The following is a 16,739-nucleotide window of genomic DNA, read 5'->3' as shown; positions in this document are numbered from 1 at the left end:
GACGGCCAATAGCAAAAGACCCAGCGAATGCCAGGTCCTTCGTCCCGTCAGCATCTTACAGCGTGATGCGCGTACCGAGCAGCTCCAGAAACGCTGCCAGCCACGCCGGATGCGCCGGCCAAGCCGGTGCCGTGACCAGGTTGCCTTCGGTATGCGCCTGATCGACCGGGATGTCCACGAATTCACCGCCGGCCAGCTTCACTTCCGGCGCGCAAGCTGGATAGGCGCTACAGGCACGGCCCTTCAGCACGCCCGCGGCGGCGAGCAACTGAGCGCCATGGCAAACCGCAGCAATGGGTTTTTTCGCGTCGTCGAACGCCCGTACCAGGTTGCATACCTGCTCGTTCAGTCGTAGGTATTCGGGTGCGCGACCGCCAGGTATCACCAGCGCGTCGTAGTCTTCGGCACGCACCGAAGCGAAATCGAAGTTCAGCGCAAAATTGTGGCCGGGTTTCTCGCTATAGGTCTGATCGCCTTCGAAATCGTGAATCGCGGTGCGCACCGTATCGCCCGCTTTCTTATCCGGGCAGACGGCATGCACGCTGTGCCCGACCATCTGCAGCGCCTGGAACGGCACCATGGTTTCGTAATCTTCGACGTAATCGCCGACCAGCATCAGAATCTTCTTCGCAGCCATCGAAACACACTCCCAGTAAGTGTTGGTTAACGGCCAACGCCCGGTCAGCCGCTTCGGTTGAATATGTTGATCACCAGTCGATCAAGCAACCCCCACATTCTTTGATAAAGGCGCAGGCGCAGCGGGCGGGCGTGCCAACGTTGCAGGTCGATCTCCAAACTGTGTGAAAAGTCTCGCTCGAAGCTCTCCGCCACCTCGGTGCTGAGCGATTTATCAAGCGCCTCGAGGTTGGCTTCCAGATTCCAGCGCAGATTCCAGTGATCGAAGTTGCACGACCCGATGCTGACCCAGTCGTCGACCAATACCACTTTCAAGTGCAGAAAGTGTGGCTGATATTCATGAATACGCACGCCGGCCCGCAGCAGTCTCGGGTAGTAGCGCTGGCCGGCGTAGCGCACCGACGGGTGATCGGTGTTGCGACTGGTCAGAAGCAAGCGCACTTCGACGCCGCGCCTTGCCGCACGCATCAGCTCTCGGCGGACCCTGCCCGTGGGCAGGAAATAAGGGGTCGCCAGCCAGATGCGCCGTTCCGCGCGCTGCAGGTTTCGCAGCAGGCTATGAAGGATGTCGCTATGCTGCCGCGCCGCCGCGTAGGCAACCCGCCCCAGCCCCACTCCACCATGGGGGTTGGCCGGAATTTTCGGAAGCCGTTGTGGCAGCGGCAACTGCCAGATACGGCGCTTCAGGCATAGTGTCCATTGCGTGTCGAACAGCCGCCGCCAGTTCTCTATCAATGGCCCCGCGATTTCCACCATCGCCTCGTGCCAGTGCTCATCCGGTTTGGTTGGGTTCCAGAACTCGTCGGTAGCCCCGGCACCACCGACAAAGCAGCAACTGTCATCAATGATGATCAACTTACGATGGTCGCGATGCAGGTTGCGAAATCGCAGCCGCAGTTTCAGCGGGTTGTACTGACGCAGCTCGACACCCGCGTCGGATAGCCGCTGCCGCGCCTTCTGCCCCAGCTTCAAACAGCCGAAGCCATCGAACAGGCAACGCACCCTCACACCACGCGTGGCCGCAGCCGCCAATGCGTCGATCAGCAGATCGGCGCACTGGCCGTCTTCTACCAGATAAAGCTCAACGTCGATCCGTCGTTCTGCCGCCTCGATGCATTCCAGTATCCGCGGGAAGAATGCCGGACCGTCGATCAGCAAGCGAAAACGGTTGCCGTCTCGCCAAGGAAAAATCTCCCCGGCGAGCATCACGAGAGGAGCCTCCGGGCAACCGAAGCCGCGCTCCGAGGGAGGATTTCGTTATAGCGGCTAGACATTCATTCCGTGTCCTGATGAGTTCTCTGCGGCGTGCTTCCGATGAGCAGCCAAACGCAGGAGCGATGGCCCAGCGCCGTTGCGGCACGCCTGTTATAGGTCCGTACGGCAGCGCAGAGTTCCCGGATATAACGGTCCGACATCTCCGCAACGAGCCGAACGAGACCGGTTCAGACATACCGAAAGCGCCGATGGTGCTTTGGCAGCCATGGACCTTCACCCTAACGGCAACTCGATCACGTCACAGCCCGATGTCAACTAAGGCGGCAAGCATCTCAAGGGACTGTTCAGCGTTATCGTGCAACAGCGAAACGGGAAAAGATTCTAAACTCGTCGCATGAACTATCTCGCACACCTCCACCTTGGCGGCCCGCAGCCCGGCGAATTGCTCGGCAGCCTGTATGGCGATTTCGTCAAGGGCTCCTTGCAGGGCCGCTGGCCCGCCGATATCGAAGCCGGCATTCGCCTGCACCGGCAGATCGATGCGTTCACCGACAGCCACCCACTGGTACTACAGGCCAAGCAGCGTTTTCCCGGCGAACGGCGACGCTATGCCGGCATATTGATCGACCTATTTTTCGACCACTGCCTGGCCGCGCACTGGCATGACTACGCCGATGAGCCCTTGCAGGACTTCACCACTCGCGTGTATCGGGTTCTACGAGAGGAAGCCGAGTTGCCCGGCAAGCTGGCGCAGATAGCGCCACGCATGGCCGCTCAGGACTGGCTCGGCAGCTACCGAAATTTCGCCGTGATGGAACAAGTCGTTGCCGGCATGAGTAGCCGGTTGTCGCGTCCGCAAGGCCTCGCCGGCGGGTTCGAGGAGCTGGAACGGCTATATCTGCCGCTCCAGCAGGATTTCCACGACTTCTACCCGCAGTTGCAGGCGTTCGTTCGGCTCAGCGAAGCCGAGACGAAGTAACCATTAGCTGTCGTAACCGGGGCATTGCTGATCGAGCTTGCGCAGCAGCGCCGGCCAAGCCAGCGCGCCGCCCATGCCTTGCTTGCTGCGCGTAACACCGGCAGCCATGGCCTTGGCTCCGGCGAGAATCTGCTCGGGGATCGGAATCAGCTCGGCGCCGCCAGTCTGGGCCATCACCTGTATTTCGCAGGCACGCTGGAAGATGAACATCATCAGAAAGGTATCGGCAATGCTCCCGCCGCAGGTCATCAGGCCATGATTGTGCAGGAGCATGAAGCCGGTCTCGCCGAGATCGGCCTGCAACCGGGCCTTTTCATCATGGTTGAGCGCCACGCCTTCGTAGCCATGCGTGGAAAGGCTGGCGAGTACGAACAGCGCTTGCTGGCTGATCGGCAACAACCCCTGCTTCTGCGCCGACACCGCGACGCCGGCTGCGGTATGGGTGTGCATTACGCAGGCCACGTCGTGACGCACCTCATGCACGGCGCTATGGATGGTGTAACCCGCCGGATTGATGTCGTCGGGCGTGCCCATCAGCTTGTTGCCGGCCAGATCGATCTTCACCAAGCTGGAGGCCGTCAGTTCGTGAAACATCAGCCCGTAGGGGTTGATCAGGAATTCATCGGTGTCAGGAATCTTCGCCGAGATATGGGTAAAGATCAGGTCATCCCAGCCATGCAGGGCGACCAGTCGATAGCAAGCAGCCAGATCGGCGCGAGCCCGCCATTCGGCGGCACTGACCTGATTCTTCAGCGATTGGATCGAATGCAGAGCGGTCACGGGCACCTCTTCTTGTTGTTTTACGGTGCCTGAATTCTAGCCAGCGTCTGCCTGTTCGGAAGTCGCCTTTGCAGCCAGCCTGATGGCCGCAGAGGACACGCTCAGCCCCGCAGGGCTGCAGCGAAACGTTCCAGCCAAGGCTCGGCGTCGCTTTCGGGCGTGACCGTTTCACTGGCATCGAGGCGCAGCATCTCCTGCGTTTCACGCATACCCAGCTCGGCATAGAGTTCACGGATCAGCTCGCCACCGCCACAGAAGGTATCGCCATAGCTGGCGTCGCCCAGCGCGATGACGCCGCCAGGCATGCCCTGCCAGGCCGGAACCTGATCGCGGATGGCCGAATACAGTGGAATGAAGTTGTCGGGCAGCTCGCCCATGCCAGTCGTGGCGGTTACGACCAGCAGCGCCTGCGGGCCGAAATCGAGAATCTGAGGCAGCTGCGCGCGCGGATCATGCCAGGCGTCGAAACCCGCCGCCTTCAGCTTTGCGGCGGCATGGCGGGCGACGTCTTCGGCTGTGCCGTAGACCGTACCGGAAAGGATGGCGACTTTCATGATGGGCTCCGTTGCGAATTGAAGCCGAGCATTATGCCGTATTTGGCACCGACGCCCCGCTTGGGTGGAGCTACGCTGATAACGGTGGCGCAGACTCGAGGCGACAAGGGAATTAATCGTCCAGCAAGTTGTCGCAAGGCGGTCCTGACAGAGGATTTGCGGACGCAGCCACAAGGCATGGGCAGGCCTGCTGCCATTGAGAGGGAAATCTGATGCCAGAAAAGACCGTACTCACCAGCGCCGAGCTGGCGTATATCAATCAACTTACCAGCGGCCCGCAAACCGAATCGGGCGAAGCACAGGGCGGTTTTCAGCTCGACGGCGGCGAGCGCGCCAACGGCCTGCTACTGCAGCTTGCGGCGAAAGCCAACCTGACGCTCGACGCGGAACTCGACGACTACTGCATGTCGTTCCCGCTGCAGCTGACCCGCGACGAACTTCAGACAATCCGACTACAACTCGCCCCCCCCACCATATACGAGCGTGGGCCGGTTCTTCGCGCCTGGCGCCTGCACCTGGACGAACCCCTGCCCCTGCTCTCCGATAACGGTGACGAGACCGCGCTGAGCGTCCATGAGTTATCACCCAACGGGCTGCTGGTGGACGCCGGCCCCCAAAAGGCACCCAAGCATCTGCATGTGAGGCTGGCGCTGCCTGGCGAGACACCGTTCATGATCGACGCACGCCGGGTACGCGTTGCCGAAGACGGGTTGGCGGCCTATGAAGTCGAACAGCCACATGACAAGGACGCCGAACGCATCCGTTCGTATTTGTACGAGCAGCATCAGCGCCTGCATCCAGAGTTGCAGCCGGAACTCCCGGTCGACATGCTCGTCGACACGCCCAGCCATTCATAGGGCTCGCTCCTGTTTCATACCGCGCCGCTTCGCCAGACGCGGCCATTCGAAGGCTGCAGAGTACTGCCAGAAATCACCCTGGTGTAAGCTGACGGGCCATGCGTGGCGCCAGCATCGCAGCCGTGCGCGATCGTTGACCAGCGACAGTCGACCCCAGAAGATATGACCCAGCCAACGGCCCCAATCCTGATTACCGGTGCCAGCCAGCGCATCGGCCTGCATTGCGCTGAACGCCTGCTCGATGATGGGCAACCGGTGGTCGTCACTTACCGAACAGATCGACCGAGCCTCGCCCGGCTACGCGAACGCGGTGCCGTGACCTTGCAGGCGGATTTCTCCGGAGCGGCGGGCATTCATGCCTTCATCGCAGCTCTCAAACAGCAGACCCGCCATCTACGTGCGATCGTCCACAACGCATCGGACTGGCTTCCCGAAGCATCGGGCGAGGAAGCCGAGATGTTCCAGCGCATGTTCGACGTGCATATGCTCGCGCCCTATCTGATCAACCTTCACTGCGCGCAGCTGCTGCGGCATGGAGGTCCGGCCGATATCGTCCATATCGGCGACGATGTCACCCGTATCGGCAGCAAGAAACACACCGCCTATGCCGCCAGCAAAGCTGGGCTGGACAACCTCACCCTTTCGTTTGCCGCCAGCCTGGCACCGGCCATCAAGGTCAATGGCATCGCGCCGGCCCTGATACAGTTCAACGAAGGTGACGACGAGGACTATCGACGCAAGGCGCTGGCAAAATCCGCGCTGGGTATCGAGCCCGGCGCCGAGGTGATCTACCAGAGCCTGCGTTATCTGCTCGATAATCCCTACGTCACCGGCACCACACTGACCGTCAATGGCGGCCGTCATTTGATCTGATTTGCGAAGGAATCCCATGCCTAGACTGGAACCCGCCATGGCGCGCATCCGCGTCAAAGATCTGCGACTACGCACCTTCATCGGCATCAAGGAAGAAGAAATCCTCAACCAGCAGGACGTGCTGATCAACCTGACGATGCTGTATCCCGCAGCGGACGCCGTGCGCGATAACGATATCGAATGCGCGCTGAATTACCGCACCATCACCAAGGCGATCATTCAACACGTCGAGAACAACCGCTTCGCCCTGCTCGAACGGCTCACTCAGGAAATCCTCGACCTGGTCATGACGCATCCGCAGGTGCGTTACGCCGAGGTCGAAGTGGACAAACCCCACGCGCTGCGCTTCGCCGAATCGGTATCGATCACGCTTGCCGCGCATCGCGACTGAGCATCCCGCACCGGAAGGCGGGTTGGTCTCGTTGCCTGGCCCATGGCAACCGCCAAGGTTATGATCCGCCCACGTCTGCAACGCCGAGGCCCATGACATGAATGATCAACAACGCACCGAACTCGAAGCTGCCGCATTCCGCCGCCTGGTCCAGCACCTGCGTAGCCGTCCCGATGCGCAGAACATCGACCTGATGAACCTGGCCGGCTTCTGCCGCAACTGCCTGTCGAAGTGGTACAAAGCCGCCGGCGACGATCTGGACATCGAAGTCAGCCTCGACGAGGCGCGCGAAGAGGTTTACGGAATGCCCTACGCCGAGTGGAAGAAGCGCTACCAGAAAGAAGCCACACCCGAGCAGCAGGCCGCCTTCGACAAGGGGCAAAACTCATGACCAGCCTTGCTGACTTCCGCGCCAGCCTGCGCAATCGCAAGCACCCTTTCAGCGAGACGCTGGCCTATATCGACAGTGTCTATGACTACCAGCCCAGCCGCTTCATCAACGGCAACGTGGAAAACGCCGCCGGAGAAAACGAAGGCTCGTGCAAAACGCTTGGGCTGGCAGTGTTGGAAGGATTCACCACCGAAGAGGCGCTGCTGGCGTTCGGCGAGCATTATCAATCGGTGCTGGCCAACCCCAGCGGATCCGACCACCGCAATATCCGCGCGTTGATGGAGACCGGCCTGCCGGGTGTGCGCTTCGATCAGCAGCCGCTGACAGCCAAGGAATAAAAAAGGGCCGGCCAGGCACTTGGGGAAGGCTTGATAGCGGACGGCCCTGAAACCAAAGAGGCCGGGCAAGTCTGCCCGCCCGGTGCAATGCCGGCCATTGCGTAATCCCGATTGCCGGAATAGGCAGGTGCTATTGGACCAAGGCTGCCAAAACAGGCCGGTGCGGTTCCGCCAAATCGAAACTGCAGGGATTGCCGCAACGGTGAGCCGACCTCAATCGTGGAGTCACCTTGCTGGCGTTGCCGAATGCTTTGCATAGACCCTGTCAGGCTTTTCCCACTCAGCCAAAGCCGGTAAGGTCCGAACCGTCTTACCGGAGTACTCCACATGCCCATCGCCGCCCTTTCCGGCCCACAGTACCTGCGTGAAGGCCTGAAGCTAATCCTGAGCCCAGGGCTACGGCTGTTCGTCATCCTGCCACTGACGGTCAACCTGCTGCTGTTCAGCGGGCTCATCTATATCGCTCTGCGCCAGTTCGGCGTCTGGGTCGATGCGTTCATGCCGAGCCTGCCCGAGTGGCTGATGTTTCTGGAGTACATCCTCTGGCCACTGTTCGTGATTCTGGTGGTGCTGATGGTGTTCTTCACCTTCACCATGCTCGCCAACATCATCGCGGCCCCGTTCAACGGCTTTCTCGCTGAAAAGGTCGAAACGGTGGCGCGCGGCGAAGACAGTTCGCCACCGTTCAGCTGGGCCGAGTTGCTGGCCATGCTGCCGCGCACCATTGGCCGTGAAGCACGCAAGCTGGCCTATTTCGCCCCGCGCGCGCTAGCACTGCTGATTCTCTCGTTCATCCCGGTGGTCAACCTGTTCGCCGCGCCGCTGTGGCTGCTGTTCGGCATTTGGATGATGGCCGTGCAGTACATCGACTATCCGGCAGACAACAACAAGCTGAGCTGGGCGGAAATGATGGTCTGGCTGCGTCAGAGGCGCTGGAAAAGCCTGAGCTTCGGTGCGGTGACCTATGCCGCGCTGCTGGTGCCGGTGTTGAACCTGCTGATCATGCCTGCCGCTGTAGCGGGCGCGACCCTATTCTGGGTTCGAGAAGGCGGCCAGAAACACTTGGTGCCTGTCGCCACTCAGTGAACTGCGGGAGGGGTTGCTGTCTAGATTCGAACACATCGAATTCAGGAGCCCTTCCCAATGGCGCTTTCCGCACTATCGATAAATTGCACACTCAAAGCCTCCCCCAACACGTCGTCCTGCAGCTTGCTGCTGAGCCAGGCCGAGCGGGAATTGGAAAAGCTCGGCGTGTCCTGCGAGCAGCTACGCGCGGTGGATTTCAACATCAAACCGGGCGTGACCTCTGACGAAGGCCCGGGCGATGACTGGCCGATGATCCGCGAGAAGATACTCGCCGCAGACATTCTTTTGCTGGGCACGCCCATCTGGCTGGGGCATCCGTCCAGCATCTGCCAACGAGTACTCGAGCGTCTCGACGCATTTCTCAGCGAAACCGACGATCAGCAACGGATGGTCTCTTATGGTCGGGTCGCCTGCGTCGCCGTGGTCGGCAACGAAGACGGCGCCCACCACGTAGTGGCCGAGCTGTACCAGGGGCTGAACGATGTGGGCTTCAGCATCCCCGCCAACGGCTGTACCTACTGGGTCGGCGAGGCTATGGGTTCGACGGACTACAAGGATGCAGGCCCGCGCGAGAAAACCGCCAATACCAATGCGATGCTGGCTCGCAACGCCGTGCACTTGGCGAAACTGCTCAAACAGTCTGGCTACCCCGGCGCTGAATGACAGCACGGGAGCAAGCTTGCCGGCGATGCCGCACGACGGCGCGTTCGCCAGCAAGCCGGCTGCTGCTTTTTCACACCACCCCGTAGGCTCAAGCCAACGTCTTCAACGCCTCACGGCTGAACGGCAGGATGTCCTGCATGCGTCCGTCACGCACTTTCAGCGCCCAATCCGGATCGCAGATCAGCGCGCGCCCTACCGCAACCAGATCGAACTCCTCCTTGTTCAGACGCTCGAGCAGGCCTTCGATATTGGCCGGCTGCGCCACTTTGTCGGTCTTGACCATGAACTGCAAGAACTCACCGTCCAGCCCCACGCTACCCACAGTGATGGTCGGCTTGCCGGTGAGCTGGCGTGTCCAGCCGGCCAGGTTGAGATCCGAACCTTCGAATTCCGGCTCCCAGAAACGACGTGTAGAGCAATGGAAGATGTCCACGCCTGCAGCCGACAGCGGTGCCAGGAATTCGCCCAGCGCTTCTGACGTGGTCACCAGGCGTGCGGTGTAGTCCTGCTGCTTCCACTGCGAGAAGCGGAAGATGATCGGGAACTCCGCGCCCACCGCAGCCCGCACCGCGCTGATCAGCTCGATGGCGAAGCGCGAGCGGTTGGCCAGACTGCCACCGTATTCATCGGTGCGCTGATTGCTGCCTTCCCAGAAGAACTGGTCGATGAGATAGCCATGAGCCCCGTGAATTTCGACGCCATCCATGCCGATGGCCTTGGCATCCGCAGCCGCCTGGGCGAAAGCCGCGATCACGTCCTGGATGTCCTGCTTGGTCATGCCGTGGACGACGACCTGATCGTCCTTGCGCTTCTCCATCGGCCCATACCCCAGCACTTCCGGCTCCGGCTCGGTACCCTTGCGGCGCACATTGCCGACGTGCCAGAGCTGTGGAACGATCTTGCCACCCGCGGCATGCACCGCATCGACCACTACCTTCCAGCCAGAGAGAGCATCCTCACCATGGAAGCGCGGCACCTGCGGATAACCATTGGAAGCCTGGTGGCCGACCGTGGTGCCCTCGGTAATGATCAGCCCAACACCCGAAGCGGCACGGCGACGGTAGTACTCGACGACGTCAGCGGTCGGCACACCGTTGGGCGAGAAGGAACGGGTCATCGGCGCCATTACCACGCGGGTCGGCAATTGCAGACTGCCAAGCTGGAATGGCTGAAACAGGGCATTTACGGCTGCGGACATCGTTGTCTCCTTGTTGATTCGGGTTCAAAAGCGACCGGTCGTCTCACCGTTCGTCACAAAAAATCAGCGCAACGTCAGCAGACGCTCCAGCTGGGTCAGAAAGCTGTTCAGCGGCACGACACTGCGACCCACCTTCATGCGTAGAAGCGCGCCTTCCCAGGCGTTGCCGATGAATTCGGCAAGCGCCTGACAATCAGTGCTCCGATCTATTTCTCCTGCATTGCGGGCCTGCTCGAGGCAGGCCGCCAGCACCTCGACGGAGCGCAGCAGAATGGCTTCCACCTGACACCCGATCGGCTGCGACAACTCGGCCATCTCGAAGCTCAGGCTCCCGATAAAGCAGTGATACTCCGGAGATTCCTGGCGAGCGAAATGCGCGACCAGTTCAGCGTAATAAGCGAGGACTCGCTCACGCGGACTCAGCACAGAGTTGGTCAACGCAGCCTGGTAGCGCGCCAGACGTGGCGTATAGAGATGCTCCAGGGCCTGCAGGGCGAAATCTTCCTTGCTGGCGAAGTAGTGATAGAACGACCCCTTGGGAATGCCGGCAGCCTGGACGATCTCCAGCACACCGGTGCCGTGATAGCCACGACGGGTCATCACCTGCGCGCCTTTGGCCAGGATCAGTTCACGCTTGTCGATTCGAGCTCGGCTGTTCATGAAACCGAGCATATGACCGGTCGTCTCGCGCGAACAGCATCATCCATGGCGCTTATTTCGCCGATACGATCGCGACGATGGCGGGGCGTTGATTGAGCGAAGAAGGGAAAAGCGCAGCGGCAATACCGCCGCGCAGAGAAGCGAAGGATCAGACGAGCGCGTTTTCGATCGCCTGGATCAGCGCTGGATCGTCCGGGGCGGTACGAGGCGAGAAACGCGCCAGCACACGGCCGTCCTTGTCGACGAGAAACTTCTCGAAATTCCAGCTGATGTCACCGGGAAAATCGGCCCCTTCGCCCGCCAGCAGGCGGTAGAGCGGATGACGTTGCGGGCCGTTGACTTCGAGCTTGCTGCTCAACGGAAAACTGATGCCGTAGTTCTCACTACAGAATCGCAGGATCTCCGCGTCGCTGCCCGGCTCCTGCGCGGCGAACTGGTTGCAGGGAATACCGAGCACACCGAAACCACGATCCTGATAACGCTGATGCAACGCCTGCAACCCGGCGTACTGAGGAGTCAAGCCGCACTCGGAAGCCACATTGACCACCAGCGTCAGCTGGTTCTTTAGCGGCGCAAGGGACAGCTCCTGGCCAGCGAGGCCGGGTAGGACCAAATCGTGGAACGCGCTCATTCGCTCTTCTCCAGAGGGTAAAAAAAGCGCTCCGGCATTACCGAAGCGCTTCGTCGCTCGACCGCCTCGGCCGGGCCTGTCGCCACCCGCTTGCTGCGAGGGGATCAGTGGTGATGACCACCTTCGCCATGGATGTGGCCATGGGCAACTTCTTCTTCGCTGGCATCACGCACGTCGACGATCTTGACATCGAAGTTCAGGCGCTGACCAGCCAACGGATGATTGCCGTCGACGATCACGTCATCACCTTCGACGTCACGGATAGTGACGATCTGCATACCGCCGTCCGGACCGGATGCATGGAACTGCATGCCAACTTCCAGCTCGTCAACGCCTTCGAACATGGCGCGATTGAGCGTCGCTACCAGCTCCGGGGTGTACTCACCGTAGGCGTCCTGCGGCTCGATGGCGACCGTCACGTGATCACCGCCCTGTTTGCCTTCCAAGGCCTTTTCCAGGCCAGAGATGATGTTGCCTGCACCGTGCAGGTAGACCAGCGGCGCGCCGCCGGCCGAGCTGTCGATTACCTCACCAGCGTCGTTGGTGAGTGTGTAGTCGATTGACACAGCCTTGTTCGCGGCAATCTGCATGAGGCAAAACCTTTTGCTGGGGAATGTGATGTCGAAGTTTAACCGCGAGCTGCGACGATTGCGAACCGAGCCCGGATAAACGGGACCAGCAACTGGTTGACAAAACCCTACGATGCGAGGTGCCGCATACAACCTTTGGAGAGCATCGGTCAGTCATGAGCTATGTCAATATCCGTCCACGCAAGCTAAGCGAAACTTCCAATAATTAATGCGCGTCCCGAGGAGCACCGATGTCGGCTCGAAACATCCTGGTGATTAACTGCGGCAGTTCGTCGATCAAATTCGCACTGGTCAACGAAACGCAAGCGACCTTCCCTTTGCAAGGCCTGGCAGAACGCATAGGCAGTCCTGAAGCGGTGCTTCACTGGCAGCGGGGAGACGACAAGCAGACGCTGGAAATCCCGGGCGCCGACCATCGCGCCGCACTGGAGCGATTGTTACCGCTCGCGCAGGAAGCGGCCGGCGGCAAGCTCGACGGCATCGGACATCGGGTCGTTCATGGCGGTGAACATTTCACCGGCTCCAGCCTGATCGACGAGCACGTGCTCAAGGCCATTCGTGACAGCGCCCAACTGGCGCCGCTGCACAACCCGGCCAACCTGGTCGGCATCGAAGCCGCCATCGCGCTGTTCCCTACCCTGCCGCAAGTCAGCGTATTCGATACGGCGTTCCACCAGACCATGCCCGAACACGCCTTCCGTTACGCCGTGCCCGAGTTCCTTTACAAGGAGCACAACGTCCGCCGCTATGGTTTCCACGGCACCAGCCACAACTATGTCAGCAAGCATGCCGCCGAAATGACCGGGCTGGCAGCGGATGACAGCTGCTGGCTGACCGCGCATCTGGGCAACGGCTGCTCGACCTGCGCCATCGTCAACGGCGAAAGCCGCGACACCAGCATGGGCCTTACGCCACTGGAAGGCCTGGTGATGGGCACGCGCAGCGGCGATGTCGACCCCAACCTGCACAGCTACCTGAACCGCACGCTGGGCTGGAGCCTCGAGCAGATCGATCGCGTGCTCAACCATGACAGCGGCCTGAAGGGCCTGTCGGGCCTGTCCAACGACATGCGCACCCTGTACGAAGCACGTGTTGCCGGGCACCCGGGCGCCAATCTGGCCTTCGAAGTGTTCTGCTATCGCCTGGCCAAATCCCTGGCGAGCATGGCTTGCGCCCTGCCGAAGCTCGACGGTCTGATTTTCACCGGCGGCATCGGCGAGAACTCCGTAGCGGTGCGCAGCCGCACCCTGGAACACCTCAAGCTGTTCAATTTCAAACTCGACGAAGAAGCCAACGCACGTTGCACACGTGGCGTCGGTGGAGAAATCCAGGCCGCAGGCAGTCCGCGCGTCCTGGTCGTTCCTACCAACGAAGAACGCCAGATCGCGCTGGACACGCTGGCATTGCTCGACGCCTGACAACCCGCCGACACGAACGCGCCTCTGCAAAACCCGACGACCGAGAAAGGCGTCGGGTTTCGTCCAATCAGCATCGCCTTCGCCCTTTGTTCGACAGGAGATCACCATGCATACGCTCTTCCTCGCCCCCTGCGGTTTCGGTGGCGGCCTCAACTCCATCAGCCTCGGCCTGATCCGTGCTTTGGAACGTGCCGGGTTGAAAGTCGGTTTCTTCAAGCCCATCGCCCAGCCCTTTCCGCTCGATCAGGGCCGCGAGCGCTCCTGCGTGCTGGTGAAAAACACGCTGAATATCTCTTCGCCAGAACCGCTCCCGCTGGAACAGGTGGAGCGCCAACTGGCCGATGGCGAACTGGACCTGCTGCTCGAAGATGTCGTCAGCCGCTACCAGGAGGTTGCAGCGGGCAAGGACGTAGTGATCGTCGAGGGGATGGTGCCGACGCGGGAGTTCAACCACACCTCGCGAATCAATACGCACCTGGCCAAGAGTCTGGATGCGGAAATCATCCTGATCGCCGCGCAGGGCAACGACACGCTCAAGCGCCTGGCCGAACGCATCGAAATCCAAGCGCAGTTGTTCGGTGGTGCCAAGGACCCGAAGGTGCTCGGCCTGGTCCTGAACAAGGTCAAGAGCGACGACGGCGTGGCGGCCTTCGTCGAACGCATGAAGGAACAGCTGCCGCTGCTCGGCACCCAGGATTTTCAGCTGCTCGGCGCGATTCCCTTCGCCGAGCAACTGAACGCCCTGCGCACCCGCGACATCGCTCAGCTGCTGGATGCCAAGGTGCTTCACGCCGGCGAAGCCGAACATCGCCGCGTGAGCAAGATCGTCCTGTGCGCCCGGGCAGTTCCCAATACCGTGCAGCTGCTCCAGCCTGGTGTGCTGGTAGTCACGCCGGGTGACCGCGACGACATCATCCTGGCTGCCAGCCTCGCCTCGCTCAACGGGGTCGATCTCGCCGGCCTGCTGCTGTGCAGCGACTTCGCTCCAGACCCACGCATTCTCGAGCTGTGCAAGGCGGCCCTGGACCGCGGCCTGCCCGTGATGACCGTGCAGACCGGTTCCTACGACACCGCGACTAACCTGTTCGGCCTGAACAAGGAAACTCCTTCCGATGATATCGAACGCGCCAGCCAGGTGACCGACTTCATCGCCACGCACCTGCAGCCCGACTTGTTGCACACGCGTCTCAGCGTACCGCGTAGCGAGCTGCGCCTTTCGCCGCCTGCATTCCGCTATCAACTGGTCAAGCGCGCCCAGCAGGCGAACAAGCGCATCGTCCTGCCGGAAGGCAACGAGCCGCGCACCATTCGCGCCGCGGCTATCTGCCAGGAGCGAGGCATTGCCCGCTGCGTCCTGCTGGCCAAGCCGGATGAAGTGCAGGCGGTCGCACGCGAACAGGGCATCAACCTGCCGGCCAGCCTGGAGATTCTCGATCCGGAGCTGATCATCGATCAATACGTCGAGCCCATGTGCGAGATGCGCAAGTCGAAAGGGCTCACCCCGAGCGATGCACGCGAGCAACTCAAGGACACCGTGGTGCTCGGCACCATGATGCTGGCGCTGGATGAAGTGGACGGCCTGGTTTCCGGCGCCGTGCATACCACCGCCAATACCATTCGCCCGGCGCTTCAGCTGATCAAGACCGCGCCTGGCTACAGCCTGGTGTCCTCGGTGTTCTTCATGCTGCTGCCGGATCAGGTACTGGTCTATGGCGACTGCGCGGTCAATCCCAACCCGAGCGCCACGGAGCTCGCGGAAATTGCTCTGCAGAGTGCCGAGTCGGCCGTCGCCCTTGGCGTGAATCCGCGAGTAGCCATGATCAGCTACTCCACCGGTACGTCCGGCAGCGGCGCTGAGGTAGAGAAAGTCGCCGAAGCCACACGCATCGCCCAAGAGCGCGCACCCAACCTGCCAATCGACGGCCCGTTGCAGTATGACGCCGCGTCGGTCGCCAGCGTCGGCAAACAGAAAGCACCCAACAGCCTGGTTGCTGGTCAGGCGACCGTGTTCATTTTCCCTGACCTGAACACCGGCAACACCACCTACAAAGCGGTTCAGCGTAGCGCCAACGTGATCAGCGTCGGCCCAATGCTGCAAGGCCTGCGCAAACCGGTGAATGATCTGTCTCGCGGCGCACTGGTGGATGACATCGTCTTCACCATCGCACTCACCGCGCTGCAGGCCGATAGCAACGGCAGCAGGCCTGAAGCATGAAACACAAGCTTGGCGGCCCTACCAGCGATAGGGCCAGCCAATCCGTAGGGTGGGCTTCAGCCCACCAAAGCGCGCCCAAGTAACCTAAGGTGTGGGCGGCGCTCCGCTTCAGCCCACCAAATAACCTGAAAAGTCCCGGTGGGCTGACGCGGAGCGCCGCCCGGCCCACTCTACGTTGTAACGGAGCGCCGCCCGCTCCCCTGCATTTTTCCTATCTGCTTGAAAACGTCGACAAGATCGCCGCTCGCGACAGTTGCAGTTCGGCGCGCAATCGCTACCCTTGGCGCCTCGAATCAGCCGTATCGACGAGACGACCTATGCTGAGCTTCCTTCCCGCCCCCCTGCGAGGCACCCTCGCCGGCCTGACCCTGGCGCTGAACACACTGTTCTGGTGCTGGCCGCTATTCTTCCTTTCGCTGCTTAAGCTGGCGCTGCCGATTCCTCGCGTTCAGCGCGCGCTGCGCTTCGGGATGCACTGGATCGCCGAATCCTGGATGGCGGTCAACGGCTTCTGGATGGATCGGGTGCGGCGCACCGAATGGGATGTGCAGGGGCTGGAAAAGGTCGACATGCAACACTCGTATCTGGTCACCAGCAACCACCAGAGCTGGGCCGACATTCTGATGCTGCAGTACCAGCTGAACCGACGAATGCCGATTCTGAAGTTCTTTCTCAAACAGGAGCTGATCTGGGTGCCGGTCATCGGCCTATGCTGGTGGGCGCTGGAGTTTCCCTTCATGAAACGCTTCACGAAGGAGTACCTGACCAAATATCCGGAAAAGCGCGGTCAGGACCTGGCCACGACACGCAAGGCATGCGAGCGCTACCGGACCAACCCGGTGTCGGTGTTCAACTTTCTCGAAGGCACGCGTTTCACCGAGGACAAGCACACCGAGCAGACTTCGCCCTACCGCTATCTGCTCAAACCCAGAGCCGGCGGCATTGCGTTCGTGATCGATGCGATGGGTGAGCAACTGACTTCGCTAATCAACGTCACCATCCACTACCCCAATGGCAATCCGAGCTTCTGGGATCTGCTCTGTGGTCGGATCAGCCAAGTGGTGATGCGCATCGACTCGCAGCCCATCCCTGCTGAGTTCCTGCACCGCAGCTACGATCAGGATGAGCGTTATCGACTCAGCTTCCAGGAGTGGGTCAACGAGCTATGGAGCGAAAAGGACGCCAAACTCGAAGAGCTGCATCGCCAATATCCGCCAAGTCGCTAGGGTCTGGTCCCGTTTCGCGGCCGCGACGGAGCCAACTC

At 61.1% G+C, this 16,739-nt stretch carries 19 protein-coding genes; 11 read left to right on the top strand and 8 right to left on the bottom strand.

From position 1 onward, the window contains the following. Window positions 1–55: 55 nt before the first annotated feature. On the bottom strand, window positions 56–637 hold the full coding sequence (locus V6943_RS13685) for a DJ-1/PfpI family protein (protein WP_131650717.1): 582 nt from the start codon (window positions 635–637) through the stop codon (window positions 56–58). 44 nt (window positions 638–681) lie between these two features. Next, a complete protein-coding gene (locus tag V6943_RS13680; RefSeq protein ID WP_340554701.1) occupies window positions 682–1,842 on the bottom strand; it encodes a phospholipase D-like domain-containing protein in 1,161 nt (386 codons plus the stop codon). Between the two features lie 403 nt (window positions 1,843–2,245). Between V6943_RS13680 and V6943_RS13675 the strand changes: the two genes are divergently transcribed. Then, window positions 2,246–2,830, top strand: coding sequence for an acyl carrier protein phosphodiesterase (locus tag V6943_RS13675; protein WP_340553977.1), 585 nt, complete (start codon window positions 2,246–2,248; stop codon window positions 2,828–2,830). Window positions 2,831–2,833: 3 nt separating this feature from the next. On the opposite strand, the gene V6943_RS13670 is transcribed toward V6943_RS13675, so the two are convergent. Both V6943_RS13670 and V6943_RS13665 read right to left on the bottom strand, forming a co-directional pair. After that, window positions 2,834–3,610, bottom strand: a complete 777-nt coding sequence (locus V6943_RS13670) for a class II aldolase/adducin family protein (protein WP_340553976.1) — start codon at window positions 3,608–3,610, stop codon at window positions 2,834–2,836. A gap of 101 nt (window positions 3,611–3,711) precedes the next feature. After that, entirely contained in the window at window positions 3,712–4,164 is a 453-nt protein-coding gene (locus tag V6943_RS13665) for a flavodoxin (protein ID WP_340553975.1), read from the bottom strand. 212 nt (window positions 4,165–4,376) lie between these two features. Between V6943_RS13665 and V6943_RS13660 the strand changes: the two genes are divergently transcribed. From V6943_RS13660 to V6943_RS13630, 7 genes are all read left to right on the top strand, one after another. Then, the gene (locus V6943_RS13660; protein WP_340553973.1) at window positions 4,377–5,021 is read left to right on the top strand and encodes a PilZ domain-containing protein; all 645 of its coding nucleotides are present in this window, start codon (window positions 4,377–4,379) and stop codon (window positions 5,019–5,021) included. A 162-nt stretch (window positions 5,022–5,183) separates the two neighbouring features. Beyond that, complete coding sequence (folM, locus tag V6943_RS13655; RefSeq protein ID WP_340553972.1) at window positions 5,184–5,894, top strand: dihydromonapterin reductase; 711 nt, start codon at window positions 5,184–5,186, stop codon at window positions 5,892–5,894. A 16-nt stretch (window positions 5,895–5,910) separates the two neighbouring features. Further along, window positions 5,911–6,285 carry a dihydroneopterin triphosphate 2'-epimerase gene (gene folX / locus V6943_RS13650; protein WP_131650723.1) on the top strand — a complete coding sequence of 125 codons (375 nt, stop codon included), beginning with the start codon at window positions 5,911–5,913 and terminating at the stop codon, window positions 6,283–6,285. A 97-nt stretch (window positions 6,286–6,382) separates the two neighbouring features. Further along, complete coding sequence (locus V6943_RS13645) at window positions 6,383–6,676, top strand: DUF1244 domain-containing protein (protein ID WP_131650724.1); 294 nt, start codon at window positions 6,383–6,385, stop codon at window positions 6,674–6,676. Continuing rightward, complete coding sequence (locus V6943_RS13640; RefSeq protein ID WP_340553970.1) at window positions 6,673–7,014, top strand: HopJ type III effector protein; 342 nt, start codon at window positions 6,673–6,675, stop codon at window positions 7,012–7,014. The genes V6943_RS13645 and V6943_RS13640 overlap by 4 nt, the downstream gene beginning before the upstream one ends. A 327-nt stretch (window positions 7,015–7,341) precedes the next feature. Further along, entirely contained in the window at window positions 7,342–8,100 is a 759-nt protein-coding gene (cysZ, locus tag V6943_RS13635; RefSeq protein WP_340553969.1) for a sulfate transporter CysZ, read from the top strand. Window positions 8,101–8,157: 57 nt separating this feature from the next. Next, on the top strand, window positions 8,158–8,763 hold the full coding sequence (locus V6943_RS13630; RefSeq protein ID WP_131650727.1) for a flavodoxin family protein: 606 nt from the start codon (window positions 8,158–8,160) through the stop codon (window positions 8,761–8,763). A gap of 88 nt (window positions 8,764–8,851) precedes the next feature. Here V6943_RS13630 and V6943_RS13625 read toward each other — a convergent pair whose 3' ends face one another. From V6943_RS13625 to V6943_RS13610, 4 genes are all read right to left on the bottom strand, one after another. Then, entirely contained in the window at window positions 8,852–9,961 is a 1,110-nt protein-coding gene (locus tag V6943_RS13625) for an NADH:flavin oxidoreductase (protein WP_181100366.1), read from the bottom strand. A gap of 63 nt (window positions 9,962–10,024) precedes the next feature. Then, the gene (locus V6943_RS13620; protein ID WP_181100364.1) at window positions 10,025–10,621 is read right to left on the bottom strand and encodes a TetR/AcrR family transcriptional regulator; all 597 of its coding nucleotides are present in this window, start codon (window positions 10,619–10,621) and stop codon (window positions 10,025–10,027) included. Window positions 10,622–10,769: 148 nt separating this feature from the next. Continuing rightward, window positions 10,770–11,252 (bottom strand): glutathione peroxidase, encoded by a 483-nt coding sequence (locus V6943_RS13615; protein WP_131650730.1) that lies wholly within the window; start codon window positions 11,250–11,252, stop codon window positions 10,770–10,772. Window positions 11,253–11,356: 104 nt separating this feature from the next. Beyond that, complete coding sequence (locus V6943_RS13610) at window positions 11,357–11,842, bottom strand: FKBP-type peptidyl-prolyl cis-trans isomerase (RefSeq protein WP_131650731.1); 486 nt, start codon at window positions 11,840–11,842, stop codon at window positions 11,357–11,359. Window positions 11,843–12,072: 230 nt separating this feature from the next. Between V6943_RS13610 and V6943_RS13605 the strand changes: the two genes are divergently transcribed. From V6943_RS13605 to V6943_RS13595, 3 genes are all read left to right on the top strand, one after another. After that, window positions 12,073–13,260, top strand: a complete 1,188-nt coding sequence (locus V6943_RS13605) for an acetate kinase (RefSeq protein WP_340553966.1) — start codon at window positions 12,073–12,075, stop codon at window positions 13,258–13,260. 106 nt (window positions 13,261–13,366) lie between these two features. Further along, complete coding sequence (pta, locus tag V6943_RS13600) at window positions 13,367–15,475, top strand: phosphate acetyltransferase (RefSeq protein ID WP_340553965.1); 2,109 nt, start codon at window positions 13,367–13,369, stop codon at window positions 15,473–15,475. Between the two features lie 317 nt (window positions 15,476–15,792). Beyond that, window positions 15,793–16,701 (top strand): acyltransferase, encoded by a 909-nt coding sequence (locus tag V6943_RS13595; RefSeq protein ID WP_340553964.1) that lies wholly within the window; start codon window positions 15,793–15,795, stop codon window positions 16,699–16,701. Window positions 16,702–16,739 lie beyond the last annotated feature (38 nt).

Source organism: Pseudomonas sp. CBC3 (genome assembly GCF_037967085.1).
Taxonomy (GTDB): Bacteria; Pseudomonadota; Gammaproteobacteria; order Pseudomonadales; family Pseudomonadaceae; genus Stutzerimonas.
Note: the sequence above shows the minus strand (reverse complement) of the source record. Positions and strands in the feature narration are given on the sequence as shown.